This window comes from Gordonia paraffinivorans NBRC 108238, assembly GCF_000344155.1.
GTDB classification, from domain to species: domain Bacteria; phylum Actinomycetota; class Actinomycetes; order Mycobacteriales; family Mycobacteriaceae; genus Gordonia; species Gordonia paraffinivorans.
In genome coordinates, this window is record NZ_BAOQ01000035.1 from 1 (window position 1) to 24,726 (window position 24,726).

At 69.0% G+C, this 24,726-nt stretch carries 23 protein-coding genes; 20 read left to right on the forward strand and 3 right to left on the reverse strand.

Annotated features, from left to right (window positions below):
* Positions 1–109 precede the first annotated feature (109 nt).
* The 9 genes from folB to GP2_RS16410 all read left to right on the forward strand — a co-directional run bounded on the left by folB (position 110) and on the right by GP2_RS16410 (position 7,450).
* Positions 110–481, forward strand: a complete 372-nt coding sequence (gene folB, locus GP2_RS16370; RefSeq protein WP_006901647.1) for a dihydroneopterin aldolase — start codon at positions 110–112, stop codon at positions 479–481.
* A gap of 16 nt (positions 482–497) precedes the next feature.
* Positions 498–1,019 (forward strand): 2-amino-4-hydroxy-6-hydroxymethyldihydropteridine diphosphokinase, encoded by a 522-nt coding sequence (gene folK, locus GP2_RS16375; protein WP_006901648.1) that lies wholly within the window; start codon positions 498–500, stop codon positions 1,017–1,019.
* Positions 1,016–1,534, forward strand: a complete 519-nt coding sequence (locus GP2_RS16380; RefSeq protein WP_006901649.1) for a DUF3180 domain-containing protein — start codon at positions 1,016–1,018, stop codon at positions 1,532–1,534. The genes folK and GP2_RS16380 overlap by 4 nt, the downstream gene beginning before the upstream one ends.
* A 164-nt stretch (positions 1,535–1,698) precedes the next feature.
* The gene (locus GP2_RS16385; RefSeq protein ID WP_006901650.1) at positions 1,699–2,895 is read left to right on the forward strand and encodes a DUF6779 domain-containing protein; all 1,197 of its coding nucleotides are present in this window, start codon (positions 1,699–1,701) and stop codon (positions 2,893–2,895) included.
* A 281-nt stretch (positions 2,896–3,176) separates the two neighbouring features.
* The gene (locus tag GP2_RS16390) at positions 3,177–3,959 is read left to right on the forward strand and encodes a hypothetical protein (protein WP_006901651.1); all 783 of its coding nucleotides are present in this window, start codon (positions 3,177–3,179) and stop codon (positions 3,957–3,959) included.
* Positions 3,960–4,122: 163 nt separating this feature from the next.
* Positions 4,123–5,202, forward strand: coding sequence for a Rossmann-like and DUF2520 domain-containing protein (locus tag GP2_RS16395; RefSeq protein ID WP_040527299.1), 1,080 nt, complete (start codon positions 4,123–4,125; stop codon positions 5,200–5,202).
* A gap of 14 nt (positions 5,203–5,216) precedes the next feature.
* On the forward strand, positions 5,217–6,185 hold the full coding sequence (panC, locus tag GP2_RS16400) for a pantoate--beta-alanine ligase (protein WP_169334004.1): 969 nt from the start codon (positions 5,217–5,219) through the stop codon (positions 6,183–6,185).
* 3 nt (positions 6,186–6,188) lie between these two features.
* A complete protein-coding gene (gene panD / locus GP2_RS16405) occupies positions 6,189–6,626 on the forward strand; it encodes an aspartate 1-decarboxylase (protein WP_006901654.1) in 438 nt (145 codons plus the stop codon).
* A gap of 23 nt (positions 6,627–6,649) precedes the next feature.
* The gene (locus GP2_RS16410; protein WP_006901655.1) at positions 6,650–7,450 is read left to right on the forward strand and encodes a type III pantothenate kinase; all 801 of its coding nucleotides are present in this window, start codon (positions 6,650–6,652) and stop codon (positions 7,448–7,450) included.
* A gap of 58 nt (positions 7,451–7,508) precedes the next feature.
* Here GP2_RS16410 and GP2_RS16415 read toward each other — a convergent pair whose 3' ends face one another.
* Complete coding sequence (locus GP2_RS16415) at positions 7,509–8,033, reverse strand: TetR/AcrR family transcriptional regulator (RefSeq protein ID WP_006901656.1); 525 nt, start codon at positions 8,031–8,033, stop codon at positions 7,509–7,511.
* 50 nt (positions 8,034–8,083) lie between these two features.
* On the opposite strand from GP2_RS16415, the gene GP2_RS16420 reads away from it, so the two are divergent.
* The 4 genes from GP2_RS16420 (at position 8,084) to GP2_RS16435 (ending at position 12,513) form a co-directional block, all read left to right on the forward strand.
* Positions 8,084–9,205, forward strand: a complete 1,122-nt coding sequence (locus GP2_RS16420; RefSeq protein ID WP_006901657.1) for an FAD-dependent monooxygenase — start codon at positions 8,084–8,086, stop codon at positions 9,203–9,205.
* 155 nt (positions 9,206–9,360) lie between these two features.
* Entirely contained in the window at positions 9,361–9,819 is a 459-nt protein-coding gene (locus GP2_RS16425) for a hypothetical protein (protein WP_006901658.1), read from the forward strand.
* A gap of 125 nt (positions 9,820–9,944) precedes the next feature.
* The gene (gene lysS / locus GP2_RS16430; protein WP_040527300.1) at positions 9,945–11,525 is read left to right on the forward strand and encodes a lysine--tRNA ligase; all 1,581 of its coding nucleotides are present in this window, start codon (positions 9,945–9,947) and stop codon (positions 11,523–11,525) included.
* A 100-nt stretch (positions 11,526–11,625) separates the two neighbouring features.
* Positions 11,626–12,513 (forward strand): type IV toxin-antitoxin system AbiEi family antitoxin domain-containing protein, encoded by an 888-nt coding sequence (locus GP2_RS16435; protein WP_174320730.1) that lies wholly within the window; start codon positions 11,626–11,628, stop codon positions 12,511–12,513.
* A gap of 26 nt (positions 12,514–12,539) precedes the next feature.
* Here GP2_RS16435 and GP2_RS16440 read toward each other — a convergent pair whose 3' ends face one another.
* Positions 12,540–14,123: a FadD3 family acyl-CoA ligase gene (locus tag GP2_RS16440; RefSeq protein WP_006901661.1), complete on the reverse strand. Its 1,584-nt coding sequence runs from the start codon at positions 14,121–14,123 to the stop codon at positions 12,540–12,542.
* A 41-nt stretch (positions 14,124–14,164) separates the two neighbouring features.
* Here GP2_RS16440 and GP2_RS16445 point away from each other — a divergent pair, with 41 nt between their 5' ends.
* The 7 genes from GP2_RS16445 to GP2_RS16475 all read left to right on the forward strand — a co-directional run bounded on the left by GP2_RS16445 (position 14,165) and on the right by GP2_RS16475 (position 23,743).
* Entirely contained in the window at positions 14,165–15,424 is a 1,260-nt protein-coding gene (locus tag GP2_RS16445; RefSeq protein ID WP_006901662.1) for an acyl-CoA dehydrogenase family protein, read from the forward strand.
* Positions 15,425–16,249 carry an SDR family oxidoreductase gene (locus GP2_RS16450; protein WP_006901663.1) on the forward strand — a complete coding sequence of 275 codons (825 nt, stop codon included), beginning with the start codon at positions 15,425–15,427 and terminating at the stop codon, positions 16,247–16,249. It abuts the gene before it with no gap.
* A 49-nt stretch (positions 16,250–16,298) separates the two neighbouring features.
* Positions 16,299–17,456 (forward strand): acetyl-CoA C-acetyltransferase, encoded by a 1,158-nt coding sequence (locus GP2_RS16455; RefSeq protein ID WP_006901664.1) that lies wholly within the window; start codon positions 16,299–16,301, stop codon positions 17,454–17,456.
* Between the two features lie 299 nt (positions 17,457–17,755).
* Positions 17,756–19,285 (forward strand): aldehyde dehydrogenase family protein, encoded by a 1,530-nt coding sequence (locus GP2_RS16460; RefSeq protein ID WP_006901665.1) that lies wholly within the window; start codon positions 17,756–17,758, stop codon positions 19,283–19,285.
* A 125-nt stretch (positions 19,286–19,410) separates the two neighbouring features.
* A complete protein-coding gene (locus tag GP2_RS16465) occupies positions 19,411–20,034 on the forward strand; it encodes a TetR/AcrR family transcriptional regulator (protein ID WP_006901666.1) in 624 nt (207 codons plus the stop codon).
* Positions 20,035–20,087: 53 nt separating this feature from the next.
* Positions 20,088–22,010 (forward strand): ABC transporter ATP-binding protein, encoded by a 1,923-nt coding sequence (locus GP2_RS16470; RefSeq protein WP_006901667.1) that lies wholly within the window; start codon positions 20,088–20,090, stop codon positions 22,008–22,010.
* Entirely contained in the window at positions 22,007–23,743 is a 1,737-nt protein-coding gene (locus GP2_RS16475; protein WP_006901668.1) for an ABC transporter ATP-binding protein, read from the forward strand. Before GP2_RS16470 ends, GP2_RS16475 begins: the two co-directional genes overlap by 4 nt.
* Positions 23,744–23,850: 107 nt before the next feature.
* Here the strand turns inward: GP2_RS16475 and GP2_RS16480 are convergent, their stop codons facing one another.
* A complete protein-coding gene (locus GP2_RS16480) occupies positions 23,851–24,639 on the reverse strand; it encodes an ABC transporter ATP-binding protein (RefSeq protein ID WP_006901669.1) in 789 nt (262 codons plus the stop codon).
* Between the last annotated feature and the right edge of the window lie 87 nt (positions 24,640–24,726).

The window sequence follows — 24,726 nt, forward strand, 5'->3', positions numbered from 1 at the left end:
GCCTGGGGCGTGCGCGTCCACGACGTCGCCGGCAGCTACGACGCGGTGTCCGTCGCCGCGGCCTGGCGGGCCGGCGGCTCCCGCACGACGTCATCGGCAGGAGGCGACCATGGCTGACCGGATCGAGCTCCGCGGCCTCCGGGTCCGCGGCAACCACGGGGTCTTCGACCACGAGCGTGCCGACGGGCAGGACTTCTTCATCGACATCACCCTGTGGCTGGACCTGCGGGTCGCGGCCGCGTCGGACGATCTCGCCGACACGGTCGACTACGGCGCGCTCGCCCAGCTCGCCGCCGACATCGTGGGGGGCGAGCCGCGGAACCTCATCGAGACGGTGGGGGCGGAGATCGCGGAGAAGATCATGGACGACGAGCGCATCAACGCCTGCGAGGTCGTGGTGCACAAGCCGTCGGCGCCCGTCCCGTTGGCCTTCGACGACGTCGCGGTGGTGACCCGCCGGTCGCGAAAGGGCATGAGATGACACGCGAGGGCATGCGATGAGTCGCGCGGTGCTGTCGGCCGGATCGAATGTCGGTGACTCTCTTGGTTATCTGAGGTCGGTCGTCGAGGCATTCGCCGACGAGCTCGTGGCGGTGTCGTCGGTGTACGCGACGCCACCGTGGGGCGGCGTCGAGCAGGACGACTTCCTCAACGTCACGCTTCTCGTCGAGGGTCCGGGCACCGCGCGGGACTTTTTCGAACGCGGCGTGGAACTCGAGCAGGCGGCGCAACGCACCCGCGACATCCGTTGGGGTCCACGCACTCTCGACGTCGACGTGATCAGCGTCGTCACCGACGGACGCGTCGTCGTCGACGACGACCCGACGCTCACGCTGCCGCATCCGCGAGCAGCCGAACGCGCTTTCGTCCTCGTGCCGTGGCTCGAGGCCGACCCCGACGCCACGCTCTGGACGCCGGCCGGCGAACGTCCGGTCCGCGAGCTCGTCGCCGAGCTCGACCCCGCCGAGCGCGACGCGGTCCGGGTGGTCGGACGCCTCGAGACGGGAGGGCGGGCATGACCTCTCCCGATCCGCGCACCCCGGGACAGGGCGACGAGGAGGAGACCGGCCTCGGCCCGACGCGCCTGCGCGACCTGCTGCTGATCGCCGTGGTGACGGGCATCGCCGCCTGGATTCTGGTGCGTTACAACTACTCCGACTTCCCGCCGCTGCCGTTGCTGGCGGGCGTCGTGCTGTACGTCCTCGCCGCGCTGGAGATCGTGATCGCGTTCGTCGTCCGGTCGCGCGTGGAGTCCCACCAGATCGGGCAGGCACGTGGCCAGCTCCATCCGCTGACCGCCGCCCGGGTTCTCGCGCTCGCCAAGGCCTCCGCCATCCTCGGCGCCATATCGGTCGGCGTGTGGGCCGGTCTGCTGACCTTCCTGCTCGGGCAACAGGACGTCGCCGCCGCCGACCACGACCGGCCGGCCGCCATCGTCGGACTCATCGGCGGGGTCCTGCTCGTGGGCGCCGCGATGTGGCTCGAATACTGCTGTCGCGCACCGGACGACCCGCCTCCGGTCGAGGGGGCCTGACCGCCCGGATCCGGCCATGGCGTGCGATCCCGCCGACTCCCGTGCCGAGGGTCCTGACGGTTGCCGGGAAAGGGCGCGAATGCAGTGCATAACACGTTGCCGATCTGCAAAACTCCGCACCCGGTTGGCGTCCGAATGCACTCACAACGGGTAAGTTCACGATCATGACGACCTCGAACGGCCGTTCCGCCGACACGCGACGCTCCAGGCGGTCGGCAGCGCAGTGGCTGCTCGGATTGTTGATCGTGCTCTCGCTGGCCGCGAGCATCCTGATGGTGTTCACCGATCGCCTGTCGATCACCGGGTCACTCGCGGTCATCTCGGCGCTGTGGGCGGCCGTGATCGGCGCGATCCTCGTGACCAAGTTCCGCCGTCAGGCCGAGAGCGCCGAGGCCAAGAGCCGGGACCTCCGACTGGTGTACGAGTTGCAGCTCGAGCGGGAGATCGCCGCCCGCCGCCAGTACGAACTCGACGTCGAGACCACGATCCGCAAGGAGGTCACCGCCGAGGCCAACGAGGAACTCTCCGAGCTCAAGGCTCAGGTCCTCGCGCTGCGATCGAGTCTGGAGATGCTCATCGGCGAACCGCTGCCGGATCAGCGTGCGGCCCTGTCCAACGAGAAGCTGCGCGAGCTGGCCTCGGGATTGTCGGGGACCGGTGCGAGCACCCACGGCACCTCGTTCGGCGGGGTGCCGCCCTACGAGCCGGGCTACCACGACGACGGTGTGCTGGCCGCGCGAGATTTCGCGGCGACCGCGCCCGCGGCCGACGACGGTCGCCATGCCGAGCCGGTCGACCCGAACGAGATGACCGAGGTCATCCCGATCATCACCGACGACCCGATCTCCGGACGCATCGCGACCGAGGTCCCGCTGCAGGATGCGGACCGTCCGGTCACCGGACCGACCCCGTACATCTCGACCACCGATGCGTCCCCGGCGTCGGAGCAGGTGGACGCCGAGGACGTGTCCGACGCGGAGGTCGTCGACACCGAGGACGCCGATCACCGGCCGGAGGAGTCCGCAGCGTCGGTGTCGGATGACCTCGCAGACGACGAGACCCCCACCGACGAGTGGGTGACCACCGCGGCGTCGGGCACGGGTTCGGAGCAGCCGACCCGGGACGCGGAGAACCAGTCGTCCGCGGACGCTGACGAGGTGGAGGTGCCGCCGTTCCTGAGCTCGGCCGGACGGCACGAGACGGGGCGTCCGGCGAGCGCGTACAGCGGCGGCCGTCGCCGTCGTGCGGCCGACTCCACCGAGGCGGCGCACTCGGCGGGTCTGCCGGCGTCGGAGTTGCTGAACCAGTTGCGTCAGCAGGCCGAGAACTCCGGTGGTGGTCGTCGACGCCGGGCGGACTGACTCCAGACCTCGACGCACGACGCCTTGCGGGCCGGGAACATCCAAGATGGTCCCGGCCCGAAGCACATCTGGATGACGATCCGCGCCCGGGTATCGTTCTGAATGGCTCGTCGATGCGGTTTCGGGCCGGTTATCTCCGAATTGTTCCCATCTGTGATCGGCCATCGGTCTGCAAGGTCATTCCGGGTGATCCACCCATTTCGTCATCCGATCGGACCAGTCCTGTGACCTGACCCGAAATCGGGTCGTGGGACTTGGACGATCGCCCTACACTGCGGCATATGGGCGGAGCGTTGGCGGGCAGTGTTCCCGGTCTCTCCGACCGGGCCGGCTCACCACGCGCAGCGATCCGCCACACCGAGCGGGGCACGCCTCTGACGCGCACCCTCATCAGCGCGGCATTTTTCCTCCCGCTGCTCGCTTGGTGGCCAATGGTGTTGTGGCTCTTCACCTTCGACGCCAACAGCGATGCCTCGTTCGCCGAATACCACGCGGAGTACGTGGCCAACGGCCCGACGAAGAGCCTCGTCGCCATCTGGGTCCTCACCGCGGCGATGCCGGTCTACATGGTGCTGGTGCTCGCGTTCTGGTCGCGCAGTATCGCCCGCGCGGCGTTCGCCGTCCCGATGGGCGCGGTCGGGGCGCTCGGATTCTGGGGAGGTCAGATTCCCGTCCTGGTTCGTTCGGGTGAATACGAGATCCTCGATTTCTGTTCCGATCACATGCCCGCATTCGTGGTGCTGTTGATCGTCGCGTGGTCGATAGCCCGACGCCGGCAATTCTGGTGGATTCTCGCGGTCCCGGTCATCGGACTGCTCGCGGTCAATTCGTACGAGGGATGGGCGGTCAGCCCGGTCGACACCATCGTCGAGGGCGTCGGGCAGGGGCTCGGAGTCCCCGCGTCGCCGGTTCTCGACCCGTTCTCGCCGCGATTCCGTTCGCCGCTGGGCGACATCGTCGACATCATCGCGGGTGTGCTCACGCTGTGGCTCGTCGACGCGGTGTTGCGGGTGATGGCGCGGCAGGGCAGAGACGAGGCAGGCGAGCCCGCACGCCAGGCCTGAGGTGTCAGTGACACCTGTCACAGATTTGCCGCATGGGGTCCCCTGAGTCCTACCCTTGCTCTGCAACGTCTGGTACCCGTGCCGGCGGCCGCCTCGGAGAGTTCGATTCCCGTGGCGCGGTCCCGGCGACGACGGGACTGGAACGAACCCACGGAGGACAGCGGTGACCTCACCGACCGGTGACCCCGGCGTGCCGTTCGCACGGCAGGCCGGTGGCAGAGACGCCTCCGGCGCAGATGCCGGAGACGCGTTCGGCGATGATGTGTACCTCGAATCCGGCGCGACCCTCCGACGCCCCGTCGACCCCTTTCCCGGAACGTCCAATCTGCCCGCACCCGCGCGACTGACGGTCGGCATCGTCTCCGCCGGCCGCGTCGGCACCGCGATGGGGGAGGCCCTCGAGAAGGCCGGGCACGTCGTGGGTGCCGTCGTCGCCCGCTCCACCGCGTCCCGCCGCCGCGTCGCCGAACGTCTTCCCGACTCGGAGATCCTCGGCCTCGGGTCCGTCGTCGCACGATCGGAGCTGCTCCTCCTCAGTGTCCCCGACACCGAGCTCCCAGGGGTGATCGACGAGATCGCCGACTCCGGTGCCCTGCGACCGGGGACGATCGTCGCCCACACCGCCGGCGCGCACGGCGTCGGCATCCTGGCGCCGCTGACGGCGCGCGGCGCGCTGGGGCTCGCCCTGCATCCCGCGATGACGTTCGTCGGCACCGCCGAGGACACCGCGCGCCTGACCAACGCCTGCTTCGCCGTCACGGCGGAGGATGCGGTGGGTGAGGCGATCGCGTCGTCTCTGGTGCTCGAGATGGGCGGCGAACCGGTCCGGATCGCCGAGTCCGACCGCACCCTGTACCACGCCGCCCTCGCACACGGCGCCAACCACCTGATCGCGCTGGTCTCGGACGCGGTCGCGGCACTCAACGCGGCCATCGATCACTCCGGCCGCGACGCCGCCACCGTCGACGGACACGGCGCACGACTCGCCGAACGCATCCTCGCCCCGCTGGTGAAGGCGTCGCTGAACAACGTCCTCGAACTCGGACCGGCAGCGCTGACCGGTCCGGTGGCGCGCGGCGACTCCGCGGCGGTCCGACGCCACCTCGAAGCCCTGCGGGCCATCCGCGGCGGCGACGGCGAGCACGGGATCGCCGAGTCGTACCGGACGATGGCGCGCCGCGCCGCCGAGACCACCGATGCCCCCCGTGCGCTGCTCGACCTCCTCGAAGGACGGTCGGCGTGATGACCAACCCCGTGATGACTCCAGCGATCAAAGGAGATGCCGTGAGTGTCCCGTCCCAGGAGGCACCCTCCTACAAGTCCGGTCAGCTGACCGTGCACCACGACCCGGCGACGCTGTCGCGGGTCACCCGCGCCCTGCGGTCCGCGGGCAAGCGGGTCGTGCTGGTCCCGACCATGGGTGCGCTGCACCAGGGGCACCTGCAACTGGTCAAGATGGCCAAGGCGAAGGCCAACACGGTCGTGGTGGTGTCGATCTTCGTCAACCCGCTGCAGTTCGGCCCGAACGAGGATCTCGAGGCCTATCCCCGCACCCTCGAGGCCGATCTCGCCCTGCTCGAACCGCAGGGCGTCGAACTCGTCTTCGCCCCGTCCGCGGCCGACATGTATCCCAACGGCCGCCGGACGATGGTGCACCCGGGCGATACCGGTGAGATCCTCGACGGGGTCTCTCGCCCAGGGCATTTCGCCGGGATGCTCACCGTGGTCCTCAAGCTGCTCAACATCGTCGGACCGAATGCGGCGTACTTCGGCGAGAAGGACTACCAGCAACTCATCCTCATCAACCAGATGGTCAACGACCTCAACCTCGACGTCGAGATCGTCGGCGTGCCGACCGTCCGCGAGGCCGACGGGCTGGCGATGAGCTCGCGCAACCGCTACCTGACGTCCGAGCAGCGGGCGCTGGCCACCACGCTGTCGGCTGCGCTCGTCGCGGGCGCCCATGCCGCCGAGGGCGGTCGCGACGCGATCGTCGCTGCGGCACAGGCGGTTCTGGCGACCGTGCCGGAGATCGAGGTCGAATACCTGGTGCTGCGCGGACGCAACCTGGAAGAGCCTCCGGTCAAGGGGCCGGGGCGTCTCCTGGTGGCCGCGCGGCTCGGCACCGCACGCCTCATCGACAACGTCGGGGTCACGATCGGCGGCCTCGACGCCCTCCAGGAAGAACTCTCCGGAACCGCCTCCAGGTCCGAGAAGGGACAGTAGTCAATGCTGCGAACCATGATGACCTCGAAGATCCACCGCGCCACCGTGACCCAGGCGGACCTGCACTACGTCGGCTCGGTGACCATCGACCAGGACCTCCTCGACGCCGCGGGCCTCCTCGAGGGCGAGCAGGTCACGATCGTCGACATCGACAACGGCAACCGGCTGGTGACCTACGCGATCGCCGGCGAGCGCGGTACCGGCGTCATCGGGATCAACGGCGCCGCAGCACATCTCGTCCATCCCGGCGACCTCGTGATCATCATCGCCTACGGGATGCTGAACGAGGAGGAGCTGAAGGACTACTCGCCGAACGTGGTCTTCGTCGACGAGCGCAACCGCATCCTCGAATCGGGCGACGACCCGGCACACGCGCCGGAGGGATCGGGTCTGCTCGACCCGCGTCATCCCGAGCCGGTTCTCGCCGACGCCACGGCCTGACGGACGGGCAGGCACGACACCCCATGTTGCTCACCGTCGACGTCGGCAACACCAACATCCACATCGGCGCCTTCGCCGGCTCCGGGGATCATGCACGGCTGGTGCAGGACTGGCGCATCCACACCGACCCGCACTACACCGCCGACGAACTGGCGTGGGTCTTCCGCGGCACGCTCGGCCCCGACATCGAGCAGGTCACCGGCGTCAGTGCGCTGTCGACCGTGCCGTCGCTGTTGCGCGAGCTGCGGGTCATGCTGCCGCGTTACTTCGGCGACGGGCCGCACGTGCTCCTGGAGCCGGGGGTGCGCACCGGGGTCCCGCTGCTGGTGGACAACCCCAAGGAGGTCGGCACCGACCGCGTCTCCAACTGCCTTGCCGCACATCACGAGTTCGGTGGGCCGTGCATCGTCGTGGCGTTCGGCACCGCGACCGTCGTCGACGCGGTGTCGGCGAAGGGGGAGTTCCTCGGCGGGGCCATCGCGCCCGGCGTGAACCTGGCGGTCGAGGCGCTGTCGGAGCACACCGTGACCGTGCGCAAGGTCGAGTTGATGCCGCCACGCAGCGTGCTCGGCAAGAACACCGTCGAGGCGCTGCAGTCGGGCATCCTGTACGGCTTCGCCGGCCAGGTCGACGCCCTCGTCGACCGCGTCTGCGACACCGTCCCCGGATTCGACGGCGACGACGTCACGGTGGTCGCCACCGGCTACCTGGCACCGCTGATGTTCGACGAGTGCCGGTCGCTCACCGACCACCACCCGCACCTCACTCTCGAGGGCCTGCGGTTGGTGTACGAACGCGCGAAGGCGAATCCGCGGCGGAAGTAGGTCCCGGGACAGCGGACCTCGCCGCGCCGCAGTAACGGCACGACCGGCCGGTCGGCGCTCAGGCCCGGGGGAACGCGTCGAATAACCGCGCGGGGTCGTATGCGTCGCCGGTCCCGTCCTCGTCGCGCAGCAGTGCGTCGAGGACCAGACCGTCGACCGCGGCAACCAGTTGCCGCGCCTCGGTTTCCGGCAACCCGGAGTCGACCAGCCGGGCGACGAAGCGATCGCGCCCGGCGACCATCCGCGCCCGCAGCTCGGGGTCCCGCGTGGCCAGCAAAAGCAGCTCGTAACGAGCCTGCGTACGCGTCCGATCGGGGCCGAGCCAGCGTCGGATCGCCTCGCGGGGAGACTCGCCCGGCGCGGGGACGTCGAGGGCGAAGACGTGCTCGACGAGGGCGGCGAGGAACCCGGCCTGGCCGCCGAAGTGGTGGCGGATGCTGCCGTGGGGAACCCCGGCCGCGTCCTCGACGGCCCGCGTCGACGCCTGTCGCGCCCCGCGCGCGCCGATCAGCTCGACCCCGGCGTCGAGGAGTGCCTCGCGCGTCGAACGTCCGGTTGACGATTTCTCCACATGGAGAAGCATATCTGCTATCGTCTTCTCCGAGTGGAGAAGACGAGGCCGGGAGGTCGGACATGAGAGTGGTCATCGTGGGCGCGGGTATCGCCGGCCTGTGCACGGCCGCCGGACTCGAGTCGCTCGGCGCGGACGTGATCCTCCTCGAGCGGGCGCCGGAGGTCCGCGGCGGCGGATCGGGTCTGAGCCTGTTCGGCAACGGGTTGCGAGCTCTCGGATCGCTGGGGCTGCGTGGTGTCGTGCCGGACCCGCCCGGGGTTTCGCCCACGGTGAGTGGAACCCGTCGGGCCGACGGAACCTGGCTCTCCCGGTTCTCCGCCGAGGCGCTCGCAGACCTCCGAGTGGTGCGTCGTGGCGACCTCCACGAGGCGCTGCTGGACGGGCTCGGATCGGGTGTCGAGGTGCGCACCGGAACCGGTGTGCGCGAGGTGGGTGCCCGCGGTGTCGTGCTCGACGACGGCACGTCGATCGACGGCTGCGATCTGATCGTCGGAGCGGACGGTCTGCGCAGTCGGGTGCGGCCGGCGGTCACCGAGGACCCGGGGGTGTCCTACAGCGGCTACGTGGCCTGGCGGGCGATCACCGCGCGCCCCGTCGAGCTCGACGGGGCGGGGGAGTCCATGGGTCGTGGACAGCGCTTCGGCATCGCGCCGCTACCCGACGGGCACGTCTATTGGTTCGCTACCGCCGACCATCCGCGCGATGCAGTTCCTGGCGGCATCGACGAAGTGCGGCAACGGTTTTCGAGATGGCATCGGTCGGTCGGGAAAGTGCTCGACGCCACCGACCCAGACGCCGTCGGCGTCCTGCCCATCGAGGAGCTCGCCCGCCCGCTGCGGTCCTTCGCCGACGGCCGCCGAGTTCTCGTCGGCGACGCCGCGCACGCGATGACACCGAACCTGGGGCAGGGCGCGAACCAGGCCATGGAGGACGCCGCGACCCTCACCGCACTGCTCGCACGTCCCGGGGCCGGTGTGGAGGAGGCTTTGCGGGAGTACGACCGGTTGCGGCGACCGCGCACGCAGCGCATCGCCCGGCGGGCGGCGGCCATCGGACGCGTCGGGCAATGGCGCTCGGCGCCGGTGGTGTGGCTGCGTGACACCGCCATGAAGGTCGTGCCCGACGCCGTGGCCGACGCGCAGATGCGTCGGGTTCAGGATTGGCAACCCCCGATGCGGTGACGCCCACATCGGTCTGGTCAGGGGGTGCGCCCTGTGGCATACTCGTCGCCGTGATCAAGAGCTGTCAGGAGTGTTGTCAGGGCTAGTTCCGCACTATGCGGTAGCCCTCCTTCGCGCTCCCTGCTCGTTTTCGATCATTCGAGGAATCCCTCACCATGACCGCTTCGGTTCTCTCTCCCGTCCTGTCCGGCACCGTCTTCGCGGCCACCGAGCCCACCGTCGCACCCGCCCCAGCCGCCCCGCTCTCGCTTCAGGTGAGCGAGTACGCGCAGGCCGTCGCCGCCGGTGCCATCCCGGTCGACGTTCGTTCGCACCGCCGCCGCCAGATCGACGGCGCTCTGTTCGGGGCGCTCGCCATCGACGCCGCCGAGGTCCTCGACCGCCTCACCCCGGGCACCGACCATTCCCTCCGGGCCGCTCGCGAGGACTCGCGCTGGATCCTCGTCAGCGAGGACGGCCACGAGGCCGAATGGCTCGCCTGGCACCTGCAGGCGCGCGGCATCCGGAACGCGGTGTTCGTCGTCGGCGGCCACCGCCGGATGCGCCAGGCCGGCGTCAACGGCCGGATTCGCCCGGACGAGCTCGCGCTGGTCTCCGCCCACGAGAACAACTGATCCACGCCCGAGCCTGCACTCGAGCGGGCCGCAGAGTCCCGGCGTGGGACCGTGGCGCGCCAGAGCTCGTCGACGCCGCCCACGCTGTCGTCGCTGTCACACCCCGGCCTGCGGTTTGGGGGTCGGTGACCGGCCCCGATAGTGTTCGTGGGGTGAGTGAGAGCCCGACCAGCGCCGCCACCACCGCGGCCGAGAAGAACGCGGACGCCGATCAGACCCCCGAGCAGATGCGCATTCGCCGCGAGAAGCGCGAGCGTATCCTGGCCGAGGGTCGAGAGGCGTACCCGGTCTCGATCCCGCGCACCCACAGCCTCCGCGAGATCCGCGAGGCCTACCCCGACCTCGAGGCCGGCACCGAGACCGGTCAGCACGTCGGCGTCGCCGGTCGCGTCATCTTCCTGCGCAACAAGGGCAAGCTGTGCTTCGCCACGCTCCAGGAGGGCGACGGCACCCAGCTCCAGGCGATGGTCAGCTTCAACGGCGTCGGCGAGGAGGCCCTCGGCCGCTGGAAGTCCGAGGTCGATCTCGGCGACATCGTCTACGTCGCCGGCGAGGTCATCAGCTCCCGCACCGGTGAGCTGTCGGTGATGGCCGACGACTGGCAGATGGCGTCGAAGGCCCTGCGTCCGCTGCCCGTCGCACACAAGGAGATGAACGAGGAGACGCGCGTCCGCCAGCGCTACGTCGACCTCATCATGCGTCCCGAGGCCCGCAAGATCGCCCGCACCCGCATCACCGTCATCGCCGAGTTGCGTGCGGCGCTCGCCCGTCGCGGCTTCCTCGAGGTCGAGACCCCGATGCTGCAGACGATCCACGGCGGTGCGGCGGCACGCCCGTTCGTCACGCACTCCAACGCCTTCGACATGGACCTCTACCTGCGCATCGCGCCGGAGTTGTTCCTCAAGCGCTGCGTCGTCGGCGGCATCGAGCGCGTCTTCGAGATCAACCGAAACTTCCGCAACGAGGGCGCGGATTCCACCCACTCGCCCGAGTTCGCGATGCTCGAGACCTACCAGGCCTACGGCACCTACGACGACTCGGCGGTCATGATCCGCGAGCTGGTCCAGGAGGTCTCGCAGGCCGCGCTCGGCACGCTCGAGCCGACCATGCCCGACGGCTCGACCTACGACCTGTCCGGCGAGTGGACCTCGCTGGAGATGTACCCGTCGCTGTCGGAGGCTCTCGGCGAGGAGATCGTGCCCGCCGGCAACCCGAACGAGACCACCGTCGAACAACTGCTGGCGATCGCCGAGCGCGTCGGCCTCGAGGTCCCCAAGGACAAGGGCTACGGCCACGGCAAGCTCGTCGAGGAGCTGTGGGAGCACATGGTCGGCGAGAAGCTGTCGGCACCGGTGTTCGTGCGCGACTTCCCGGTCGAGACCTCGCCGCTGGTCCGCTCGCACCGCTCGGTCACGGGCGTCGTCGAGAAGTGGGACCTCTACGTCCGCGGCTTCGAGCTGGCCACCGGCTACTCCGAGCTCGTCGACCCGGTCATCCAGCGCGAGCGCTTCGTCGACCAGGCCCGTCTCGCCGCCGCCGGCGACGACGAGGCGATGGTCCTCGACGAGGAGTTCCTCACCGCCATGGAGTACGGCATGCCCCCGACCACCGGCACCGGCATGGGGATCGACCGCCTGCTGATGGCGCTCACCGGTCTCGGCATCCGTGAGACCATCCTGTTCCCGCTGGTGAAGCCGCGCTCCTGACGCCCGGGATTTCGTAGAAATAGTGGACGTCATTCCCCGCTGATTTCTACCGATCGCCGGGTGCGGGAACCGGCCGGGTGGTGGCGCGCGTCTGAAGGTCGTGCCTGAGGACCTGTGGGCGATGATCGCCGACCACGACGGAGTGTTCACCACCGCCCAACTTCGCGGCTGCGGCGTCACCAACGATGCCGTCCGCCACCGGGTCGGCAGGGGCGAGTGGGTACGTGTGTCGCGCGGAGTGTTCCGCGTCGCCGACCGGAAGATCGACGATCGCATGACCGCGCGACTCGCGGTTCTGCGGGCCGGCCCCGGCGCCGCGTTGGTCAGCGGCTCTGCCGCCTGGTGGCACGGTCTCGTCGGAGAGGCTCCGAAGGTCGTCAGCGTCGTCGCACCACGGGGCCGGCACGGCGATCCTCTCGACGGCGCCACGGTGTGGCACCGGTCCGTGGATTCTCGAGATCTCACCGAGATCGACGGATTGGCCGTCACCACTTGCGAACTCACCGTCCTCGATGCGTCGGTCGACATCGGGGTGAAGGTGATGGACTCGGCTCTGCTGAACAAGCGTGTGACGATCGCTGATCTCGACGCCGTGCAGCGTCGCAACGCGGGCCGCCGCGGGTCGCCACGTGCGCGAGCAATGCTGGAGGTGATGTCGTCGGGCGCCCGCTCGGAGGCCGAGCGCATGACCGTGCGACTCCTGCGGACGTCGGCCCTGGTCGGGTGGGGGACCAACGTGCCGGCATGCGGCTACCTGCTCGACATCGCGTTCGCCGATCAGAAGGTCGCCGTCGAGATCGACGGCATGGCGTTCCACAGTGACGCCAAGGCGTTTCAGAACGATCGCACCCGGCAGAACGTGCTCGTCGCCAACGGGTGGATCGTCCTCCGCTTCACCTGGCGCGACCTCACGGCTCGTCCCCAGTGGGTGCTCGCCCAGATCCGCAACGCCCTCCGCCTGCGATCGGTAGAAAAGAAGGGCGCATAGCGCCCACCATTTCTACGAAACGCGGGTCAGGCGAGTTCGCGCTTGAGGATCTTGCCGGAGGCGTTGCGCGGGAACGCATCCACGAACACCACCGACCGCGGGACCTTGAAGTTCGCGAGGTGCTCTTTGGCGAAGGCGATGACCTTCTCCTCGGTGAGGTCGGCGCCGTCGCGGACGGTGATGTAGGCGCGCCCGACCTCGCCGAGCCGGTCGTCGGGAACGCCGACGACCGCGGACTCGGTGACGCCGTCGAGCCGCGCGAGCGTTTGCTCGACCTCGGCGGGGTAGACGTTGAACCCGCCGCAGATGTACATGTCCTTCAGCCGGTCGGTGATCTTGAGATTGCCGTTCTCGTCGATGGTCCCGATGTCGCCGGTGTGCAGCCAGCCGTCGGCGTCGATGGTGGCGGCGGTGGCCTCCGGGTCGTCGAGGTAGCCGACCATCACCATGTCGCCGCGGGCGAGGACCTCGCCGTTCTCGCCGAGCTTGATCTCCATGCCCTCGAACGCCCGCCCGCATGTGTTGGCGACGGTCTCGTCATCGTCGTCGGGTGTGCACGTCGAGACGAAACCGCTGGCCTCGGTCAGCCCGTAGGCGGTGATGACGGTCTCGATGCCGAGCTCGGACTGGAGCCGTTCGACGAGCACGACCGGAACGATCGACGCGCCGGTGACCACGAGTCGCAGGCTCGACAGGTCGAATTCGGCGCGTTTCGGGTCGTCGAGGATGGTCTGGAAGATCGTCGGCGCGCCGGGGAAGACCGTGGCGCGTTCGTCGGAGACGAGCTTCATCGCATCCGACGGGGAGTAGACCGCCAGCGGAAGCATCGTCACCCCGAACAACACCGACGGCAGGATCCCGGCTTTGTACCCGAAGGTGTGGAAGTACGGGTTCACCATCAGGTAGCGGTCGCTGGGATTCAGGCCGCCGTTGGCTCCCCACGCGTGCGAACCGGACAGCGTCTGCCGATGAGTGGCCATGACGCCCTTGGACTTTCCGGTGGTCCCCGAGGTGAAGAGGATGTCGGAGAGGTCGTCGGGGGAGACCGCGTGGGCACGACGATCCGCCTCGGCGAGCGCGTCGTCGGTGGCCCGGTCGAGGAAGTCGTGCCAGTCGACCGCGCCGTCGGGGGCCGGGGCGTCGCTCGTCAGCGGGACGCGGACGACGAGGCCGGGCAGTCGGTCGCGGTGCTCGTCGAGGAGCTGTGCCGTGTGGTCGGTGCCGAGGAACTCTCCCGACACCACGAGCCCGCGTGCGCCGGACCGCTCGATGATCTCGATCGCCTCACCCGTCGTGTAGCGGGTGTTGAGCGGGACCAGCGTCGCGCCGGCGTGGTGGACGCCCAGGGCGGCGATCGGCCAGTGGAAGCTGTTGGGCGACCAGATGGCGACCCGGTCGCCGGCCTCGATGCCGGAGGCCACGAGTGCGGCGGCGAACGCGCGCACCGCGTCGCGGAACTGTCCCCACGTCAGTTCCACGTTCGGTTGAGACGAATCGTGCCACTGGCGGTCGACGATGGCGATACCGTCGGTCCAGCTCTCGGCGGCGTGGTGCAACGCGGCCGGCGTCGTGATCGTGGGGAGACTCGCGAGTACGGAGGTCTGCGCCATGCGCCCAACCTAGCACTTGCTTGGTGGGTTATGCTAGCGAAATGACCTCGATCAATCTTGCGGATCGTGGCGTCGACCTGGGCGAATGGGCCAAGTCGACGCCGAAGGCCGCCGACGAGTTCGCCGCCGCGGTTCGCTCGTGGCTGGAGGAGAACCTGACGGGTGAGTTCGCGGGCCTCAAGGGTCGCGGCGGCCCGGGCAGCGAGCACGAGTTCTTCGCCGAGCGGCTCGAATGGGACCGTCACCTGGCTCGCGCCGGCTGGACCTGCATCGGCTGGCCGACCGAATACGGCGGCCGCGGCGCCACCCTGGAACAGCGGATCATCTTCCATCGTGAGTACGCGCGCGCCAACGCGCCCGCGCGGGTGAACCACCTGGGCGAGGAGCTCCTCGGTCCGACGCTGATCGCCTACGGCACCGAGGAGCAGAAGAAGCGGTTCCTGCCGGGCATCGTCGACGTCTCCGAACTGTGGTCGCAGGGCTACTCCGAACCCGGCGCCGGCTCCGATCTCGCGGGTGTCTCGACCTCGGCGCGGCTCGAGAACGGCAAGTGGATCATCAACGGCCAGAAGATCTGGACCTCGCTGGCCCACGTCGCGCAGTGGGTGTTCGTGCTCGCGCGCACGGAGAAGGGGTCGTCGCGTCACGCCGGCCTCAGCTTCCTGCTGGTGCCGCTCGACCAGCCCGGCATCACCGTGCGGCCGATCCAACAGCTCACCGGCACATCGGAATTCAACGAGGTCTTCTTCGACGACGCGGAGACCGACGCCGACCTGATCGTCGGCGAACCCGGCGACGGCTGGAAGGTCGCGATGGGTCTGCTGCAGTTCGAACGCGGCGTCTCCACACTCGGCCAGCAGGTCGGGTTCGCGCGCGAACTCGAGAACCTCACCGACCTCGCCCGCTCCAACGGCGCCGTCGACGACCCGGAGATCGCCTCGCGCCTCGTCCGCGCCGACATCGGGCTCAAGGTCATGCGAGCCCACGCGCAGCGGACGCTCGACGGCGACGTCACCAGCCAGGCGGGCGCGGCGTCGGTCTCGAAGTTGTTGTGGGCCAACTGGCATCGCGACCTCGGCGAACTCGCCATGGACGTCGTCGGGGCTCCGGCGCTCATCGGTCCGCCGACGACCGTCGAGGGCGAACCCAACGACATCGCCGACCCCGAACACGTCGAACTCGACGAATGGCAACGGCTCTACCTGTTCACCCGCGCCGACACCATCTACGGCGGGTCGAACGAGGTGCAGCGCAACATCATCGCCGAGCGTGTGCTCGGCCTTCCCCGAGAGGCTCGCTGAATGACCGCAACGGACGCAGGTACCCACGTGATCTCGCCGCTGGCCACCCCGCCGGCCGAGACCCCCGGCCACAACCTGTTGCTGGGCAAGAAGGTCGTCGTCACCGCGGCCGCCGGCACCGGCATCGGTTTCGCCTCGGCGCGCCGCGCGCTCCTCGAGGGCGCCGACGTCCTCATCAGCGACTGGCACGAGCGCCGCCTCGGTGAGGCCGCGGAGCGACTCAGCGCCGAGTTCCCCGAGCGCACCGTCGCCCAGCGCACCTGCAACGTCCAGGTGACCGCCGAGGTCGACGCCCTGATCGCTGACGCCGCAACCGAACTCGGCCGCATCGACGTGCTGGTCAACAATGCCGGCCTCGGCGGCGAGACCCCGGTCGCGGAGATGACGGACGAGGAGTGGGACCGCGTCCTCGACATCACCCTCACCGGCACCTTCCGCGCGACGCGGGCCGCCCTGCGCTACTTCGGCTCTGTCGAGCACGGCGGCGTGATCGTCAACAACGCCTCGGTCCTCGGCTGGCGCGCCCAGCGCGGACAGGCGCACTACGCCGCGGCGAAGGCCGGTGTGATGGCGCTGACCCGCTGCTCCGCGCTCGAGGCGGCCGACGTCGGCGTCCGGATCAACGCGATCGCCCCGTCGATCGCCAAGCACCCGTTCCTCGCCAAGGTCACCAGCGACGAACTGCTCGACGAACTGGCGTCCAAGGAGGCCTACGGCCGTGCCGCCGAGGTGTGGGAGGTCGCAGCGACGGTCGCCATGCTCGCCAGCGACTACACCACCTACCTCACCGGCGAGGTCGTCTCGATCTCCAGCCAGCGGGCCTGATCACCGGCCCCGCACGAACCTTCCCGTAGAGAAGCAAGGAGTCCCGCCCATGTCCACACCCCAGGCCTACATCGTCGACGCCATCCGCACGCCGGTCGGCAAGCGCAACGGCTCGCTCGCCAAGGTGCACCCGGCTGATCTCGGCGCCCACATCATCTCCGCGCTCGTCGAGCGCACCGGCATCGATCCGGCCGCCGTCGACGACGTCGTGTTCGGCTGCCTCGACACCATCGGCGGCCAGGCCGGCAACGTCGCGCGCACCGCATGGCTCGCCGCCGGACTGCCGCTCGAGGTGCCCGGCACCACCGTCGACCGCCAGTGCGGGTCCAGCCAGCAGGCCATCCATTTCGCCGCGCAGGGCGTCATGAGCGGCACCCAGGACATCGTCGTCGCCGGCGGTCTGCAGAACATGAGCGCCATCCCGATCTCGCAGGCGATGATCGCCGGCAAGGAATTCGGGTTCACCACGCCCACCGCGGAATCCAAGGGCTGGCAGGAACGCTTCGGCGACGCGCAGGTCTCGCAGTTCATCGGCGCCGACATGATGGCCGAGAAGTGGGACATCAGCCGCGAGGACATGGAGCGTTGGGCGCTGCAATCCCATGAGCGCGCCCGGGCCGCCATCGCCGAGGGCAAGTTCGACAACGAGAACGTCCCGCTCGGCGACTGCGTCGTCGACGAGTGCCCCCGCGAGACCTCGCTGGAGAAGATGGCCGGCCTGCAGGTGCTCGCCGAGGGGTCGCGACTGACCGCCGCGGTGGCGTCGCAGATCGCCGACGGCTCGTCGGCCACCCTCGTCGTCTCCGAGCGCGCGCTCAAGGAACACAACCTGACCCCGCGCGCCCGTATCCACCACATGTCCGTGCGCGGCGACGACCCGGTGATGATGCTCTCGGCGCCCATCCCGGCCACCAAGTACGCACTCGAGAAGACCGGCCTGTCGATCGACGACATCGACGTCGTCGAGATCAACGAGGCCTTCGCGCCCGTCGTGCTCGCCTGGCTGAAGGAGACCGGCGCCGACCCCGCCAAGGTCAACCCCAACGGCGGCGCCATCGCCCTCGGCCACCCGCTCGGCGCGACCGGCGCCAAGCTGTTCGCGACGATGCTCAACGAACTCGAGCGCACCGGCGGCCGCTACGGCCTGCAGACGATGTGCGAAGGCGGCGGGACCGCCAACGTCACCATCATCGAGCGCTTGGGCTGAGGTGCGGCGGTCAGCCGCGGGTGCGAAGGCGGCGGGACCGCCAACGTCACCATCATCGAGCGCTTGGGCTGACCAGTACCCACACGGCAGGGTCGAGACCTTCCCTACATCCGGGATGGTCTCGACCTTGTCTTTTCCGCCCCGTACACTTCTGACAACGGATGTTCCCACATGTGACTTGTGACGTGGCGCATACTGGTGTGACCTGGCGCATACTATTGTGTGGGACAAGTGGAGCATTTTGTTCCAACCGAATGCCAAGGACCCAGATCCAGCACGAAGAACCTGAGGGGATCTCGATGACCAAGCCTGCTGAGCACACCAGCACTGCAGCGGCGACCGCCAAGCGTGGCGTGTCGTCGGAGGAATACACACTGACCGAACTGGTCGAGATCCAGCGGGCCGCGTTCCTGCGCGACGGCATCCCGGACGCGGACACCCGCATCGACCGCATCACCCGGCTCTCGGCACTCCTCCTCGACCACGCCGACGAGATCGCCGAGGCGCTCGCCGCCGACTTCGGCACGCGTCCGCGTGAGCTGTCGCTGGCCGCCGACGTCGCGGGCTGCATGATCGACCTCACCCACCAGCGCCGCGGCGTCAAGGAGTGGATGCAGGAGACCAAGTACGCCAAGATCCAGGGCCTGCTCGGCTACAAGCAGAGCGTCCGCCACGACCCGCTCGGCGTCGTCGGCATCATGGGTCCGTGGAACTTCCCGCTGCAGCTGACCTTCGTGCCGGCGGGTTCGGCCTTCGCCGCGGGTAACCGCGTCCTGATGCGTCCGTCGTCGATCACCGCGCGCACCACCGACGTCATCGCCAAGCACGCGCCCGACTACTTCTCCATCGAGGAGCTGGCGGTCGTCACCTCCAAGCACGGCTCCGGCTCGGACTTCGCCAAGCTCAAGGTCGACCACATGTTCTTCACCGGCTCGCCCGAAGTCGGCGCGTCGGTCGCGCAGGAGGCCGCGAAGAACCTGATCCCGGTCACCCTCGAGCTCGGCGGCAAGAACCCGGCCGTCGTCGACATCGACGCCGACATCGACAAGGCGGCGACGATGCTCGCCGACGCCCGCATGGTCAACGGCGGCCAGGTCTGCCTGTGCCCCGACTACGTCTTCGTCCCGGAGAGCAAGCTGGGTCAGTTCACCGACAAGGTGATCGCCCGCTGGACCGAGATGTTCCCGACGATCCTCGACAACGATCAGTACACGTCGACGATCAACCAGAAGAACTACGAGCGCATCGTCGGCCTGATCGAGGACGCCGAGCAGCTCGGCGCCACCAAGCGTCAGGTGATCCCCGGCGGCGAGCCCCTGCCGAACGCCGAGCGGCGCAAGATCCCGCCGACGCTGCTCACCGGCGTCAAGGCCGGCATGAAGATCGAGGAGGACGAGGTCTTCGGTCCGGTCCTCACGGTCTACCCGTACCGCGAGATCACCGAGGTGATCAGCCACATCACCTCGCACCCGCACCCGCTGACCATGTACTGGTGCGGCGACCGCAACGACCGCTTCGAGAAGCTCGCCGACAACACCCGCAGCGGCTCGATCAACGGCAACGACTTCGCCATCCATCTGTTCAGCGGCGACCTGCCGTTCGGCGGCGTCGGCCGCTCCGGCATGGGCGGCTACCACGGTAAGACCGGCTTCGAGACCTTCAGTCACGCTCGCGCGGTCGCGTTCTCGACGCTGCCGATGACGGTCGCCGACCTCATGTCGCCGCCGTTCCTGCCCAAGGACTCCAAGCTCACCGACAACCAGCTCAAGCTGTGGAAGTTCTTCAACAACCGCGCGATCAAGAAGGTGCGCAAGCGCCTCGGCGCCTGATCCGGTCGGGCGCCCGGTGCGCCGACCCTGAAATACGACTGGCATGATCGCTTGGCCGGGTTCATCTCACGATGTTCCCGGCCAAGCGCTTGCTAGGGTGATGGGCAGACTCTCCAGGAGGATGCGTGTCACCACGTGGTCAGAAAACCGCTTCGGGTGCCGAGACGACCAAGAACTCGTCACGCCGTGACGAGCTGCTCGCCACCGCGGGCCGGATGTTCGCCGAGAACGGCCTGCGTTCGACGACGGTCCGCGACATCGCCGACGCCGCCGGCATCCTGTCGGGCAGTCTCTATCACCACTTCGACTCCAAGGAGTCGATGGTCGACGAGATCCTGCGCCGCTTCCTCGACGAGCTGTTCGCCAAGTACCGCGACATCGCGGCGGCCGGGTTGTCGGCCACCGAAACACTGCGTCGCCTCGTCATCGCGTCCTTCGAATCGATCGACGCCGAGCGCAACGCCGTCGCGATCTACCAGGACGAGGCCAAGCGGCTGTCGAGCCAGGAACGCTTCTCCTACATCTCCGAGCTGAACGTCGAATTCCGGCAGCTGTGGCACGCGGTGCTGCAGCGCGGCGTCGACGAGGGGGAGTTCCGTCCAGACCTCGACGTCGAACTGGTGTACCGGTTCATGCGGGACACCGTGTGGGTGGCGGTCCGGTGGTACCGCCCGGGCGGCGCGCTGTCGGTGGAGAAGATCGCCGATCAGTACCTCTCGATCGTGCTCGACGGCATCCTGCCGCGCTGAGCGAGGTTAGGGTTCCCTTTCTCGCGGCAGGTGAGGGCGGCTAAGGTTCGCCTATGACTATCGGCGGAACAGACGTCGCCACACCGACCCCCACACAGGAGTCCGCAAGCACCCCGGAGGATCCGAAGACCGTCCGGGAGAACGCCCGTGCGGAGGCCAAGGCGAAGGCCGCGGCGCTCGCGGACATCCTCGCCCCGGTGCGTGGACGGATCATCCTCGCCCAGCTCGTCCAGATCCTCGCCTCGGCCGCGACGATCGTCCCGTACATCGGCATCGTCGAACTCGGCCGCACGCTGCTGGCGCCCGGCACGCTCGACACCGGCCGCGTCTGGCTGGTGGTGTGGCTGGTCGTCGGCGGACTCGCGGCGCGTGCCCTGTTCAGCTTCCTGGCGCTGGCGATCACCCACTTCGCCGACCTCGATCTCCAGGCGCGGCTGCGCATCCGGATCACCGACAAGCTCGGACGGCTTCCGCTCGGCTGGTTCAGCCGGACCAGCTCCGGCGCGGTCCGCAAGTCCGTGCAGAACGACGTCGCCGACCTGCACTACCTCGTCGCACACGCCCAGGTCGAGGCGGCCGCGGCCGTGCTCTCGCCGATCTTCGCCCTGGTCTACTGCTTCGTGCTGGACTGGCGCCTCGGTCTGCTCGCCATCGCGACCGTCCCGCTGTACGCGCTGACGTACTCGTGGATGGCCCGCGACCTCACCGCGGAGATGGAGAAGATGGACCGCGGCGTCGCGCGCATCAGCGCCACCATCGTCGAGTTCATCAACGGCGTGGCAGTGGTCAAGACCTTCGGCCAGACCGGTAAGGCGCACCGGCGGTTCATCGAGGCCGCCGACGAGTTCAACGACGACTTCGCCGGCTACATGGGCCCGATGCTGCGGGTCCAGGCCATCACCACGGTGCTCATCTCCGCGCCGCTCATCCTGCTGGTCAACCTGGGTGTCGGGTACTGGCTCGTCGACAACGGCTGGGTCAGCCCGATCGAATTGGTCGGTTCGACGCTGATCGCGATGGTCCTGCCGTCCGCGCTGCTGACCGTGTCGACCGCGGTGCACACCCGCCAGCAGGCGTCGGCCGCGGCGCTGCGCATCGCCGACCTGCTCGCCGAACCCGAACTGACGATCCCCGAGAACCCGAAGGTCCCCAACGGCCACGACGTGGTCATCGAGGACGTCCACTTCACCTACCCGCCGCGCCTCGGTGTGCCCTCCGGTGTGAAGGCGCTCGACGGGGTGAGCGTGACCCTGCGCGAGGGCACCGTGACCGCGCTCGTCGGCCCGTCGGGCAGCGGCAAGTCCACGCTGGCGACGCTGCTGCCGCGCTTCGGCGACCCGGATTCCGGTTCGGTGCGCATCGGCGGCGTCGACGTCCGCGAGATCGCGACGTCGGAGTTGTACCGCCACGTCGGCTTCGTGCTGCAGGACGTGCAGCTGCTGACCATGTCGGTTCGCGACAACATCCGGCTCGGACGCCCGGAGGCCTCCGACGAGGAGGTCTACCACGCCGCACTCGCCGCGCAGATCCACGACCGCATCTTGGACCTGCCCGACGGCTACGACACGATCGTCGGTGACGCCGCCCACTTCTCCGGCGGTGAGGCGCAACGGGTCTCGATCGCGCGGGCACTTCTCGCCGACACCCCGATCCTGGTGCTCGACGAGGCGACCGCGTTCGCCGACCCCGAGTCGGAGGCCGAGATCCAGAAGGCCATCGGCGCCCTCATGGTCGGGCGCACCGTCCTGGTCATCGCACACCGGCTCGGCTCGATCACGCACGCCGACAACATCGTCGTGCTCGACCGCGGACGCGTCGTGGAACAGGGACGGCACGAGGAACTGCTCGCGAAGGGCGGTCTGTACTCGATGATGTGGGCCGGTTACGAGGCCGGCACCACCCGGCAGGACGAGAAGATCGCCCGCGGCGCGAGCGGCGACGACAGCATGATCGAAAGCAACGGGGTGGCACGATGATCCGCGGTTTCTACACGATTCTGGGCTCCGAGCGCGCCCGGATGGTCGTCTTCCTCGGCTGGGTCCTCGTCTACGGCATCGCCCAGGGCCTCGCGATGCTGACGCTCGTCCCGATCGCCGAGAACCTGCTCACCGGTGACCGCTCCGGTGCCGCGGCCTGGTTGTGGCCGTTGGGAATCCTGGTCGCGATCTGTGCGGTCAGTGCCTACGTCCAGTCCATCAAGGGCATGACCATGGCGCTCTACGCGATGCGCATGCTGCACCACCGACTCGGCGACCACATGGTCACGCTGCCGCTCGGTTGGTTCACCCGCGAGCGCATCGGCGAGGTCTCGCAGATCGCGGTCAAGGGCACCATGTTCGTGGGAAGCACCGGCGCGCACTACATCACTCCGGTCGTGGTGAACACGGTCAGCTCGATCGTGGTGGTCATCGGCATCTGCGTCTTCGACTGGCGGATCGGACTGCTCATGGTGGCCGGCAGCCTCGTGCTGATGTACGTCGGCAAGCTCTCGAGCAAGTTCCTCTCGAAGGCCGAGCGGCGCAAGCGCGCCGAGGCCGTGACGGTCAACAACCGCGTCATCGAGTACGCCCGCTGCCAGGCCGTGCTGCGTGCCTTCGGCGCCGCCGACTCCGCGCACGCCCCGCTTGCCGAGGCGCTGGGTCGTCAGGCCCGCGTGGGCCGGTCGATGTTGTGGCGGTCGATCCTCGGCATCCTGCTCAACGGTCTGACGGTGCAGGTCGTGTTCAGCGCGGTGCTCGCGTACGGCGCGTGGCTCGCGGTGTCCGGCAACGTCGAACCCGCCCTGCTCATCGCGGTCTTCGGTCTGGCGGCGCGGTTCTTCGGTCCGATCGGCGAACTCGCCGAACTCGGATCGACGCTGCGCATGTCGACCGATGAGATCAACCGCATCACCGGCGTTCTCGACACCGACCGGATGCCTGCGCCGGACGTGCCCAAGCCCATCGTCGAGCCCGGCGCCGTCGAGTTGTCGCATGTCACCTTCGGATATGAGAAGGACAAGCCGGTGCTGCGCGACGTGACACTTCGTGCCGCCCCCGGCACGATGACCGCACTCGTCGGCCCGTCGGGTTCGGGCAAGTCCACGATCTTCCGCCTCATCGCCCGCTTCTACGACGTCGACGGCGGCTCGGTGAAGGTCGGCGGCGTCGACGTCCGCGACCAGGAGACCGGCCGGCTCATGGGTCAGCTGTCGCAGGTGTTCCAGGACGTTTACCTGTTCGACGACACCCTGTGGGAGAACATCAGACTCGGCCGGCCCGACGCCTCCGACGCCGAGATCCGCGCGGCCGCCGAGACCGCCGGAGTCACCTCCATCGTCGAACGACTGCCCGACGGCTGGGACACCGTCGTCGGCGAAGGCGGATCGGCACTGTCCGGCGGTGAGCGTCAACGTGTCTCGATCGCGCGGGCGTTGCTGAAGAACGCGCCGATCGTCCTCTTCGACGAGGCCACCAGCGCGCTCGACCCGGAGAACGAGGCCCACGTCGCCGAGTCGATCCGCCGGCTCGCCGACCGCAGCACCGTGCTCGTGATCGCGCACAAGCTGTCGACGGTGGTGGCGGCCGACCAGATCGTCGTGCTCGACGACCGAGGTGGCGTCGACGACATCGGCACCCATGGCGAGCTGCTGGCCCGGGGTGGCCGCTACCGCGAGTTCTGGAACCAGCGCGCGGCCGCCGCGGGTTGGACGCTCGCCGCGTCGTCGTAACCGGCGCGGTCGGAACCGGTGTCGTACCCCGCGCCGCCCCACCCGGACCGGCGCAACCCGAGTCGCCGTGACCCGAGTAGTCGCGATCCTGAGTTCGGGAACGTTCTTCAGGACGCTCCTCGCGCCGACCACCGCCCGTCCCGATGCTCGATCTCGATCGGGTAGTCGAAGCAGCGGGTGACGAGCTCGGTGGTCAGCACGTCGTGGGCAGGTCCCGCGGCGAGCACCCGCCCGCCGGACACCAGCAAGGCGTGCGTCGTGGTCTCGGGCAACTCCTCGAGGTGATGCGTGACCAGTACCGTCGCCAGCTCGGGGTGGGACCGGTGCAGCCGGTCGACGGTGTACAGGAGTCGTTCGCGCGCAGCGACGTCCAAGCCGGTCGACGGCTCGTCGAGCAGCAGGAGCCGCGGGTTCGGCAGCAGCGCACGGGCGATGAGCGTCCGGCCGCGTTCACCCTGCGACAGATTCGTCCATGGAGCGTCGGCGAGGGTACCGAGTCCGAGTGTCTCGACGAGTTCGTCGGCCCGCGCGAGAGTCGCGGTGTCGGGTGTCCAGTGGTTCATGAGCTCGGTGGTGCCGGTGGCGCCCGTCAGGACAACCTCGCGGATGGTGAGGGGTGAGCGCAGCGGGTGTCGGGGATTCACGTGACCGATCGACTCGCGCAGCCTGCGGATCTCGACGTGACCGAGCCGATGTCCGAGGACGTCCACCGTGCCGTGCGTCGGGAATTGTTGAGCACCGCAGAGACTCAGGATCGTCGACTTACCCGCACCGTTCGGGCCGATGAGGGCCCAGCGCTCGCCGGCGCGGACGGTCCAGTGGACATCGGACAGGATCGGGCGCCCCTGACGGACGAAGTCGACCGATTCGAGCCGCAGAACATCGGGAGTAGTCACTAGGCGAACCTACCGGAGGGCTCGTGAGGGCCCTCCGCTCGCTCCGGGCCTTCTCCAGCAGCCGGGATGAAGTCGCGGGTTCAGCCC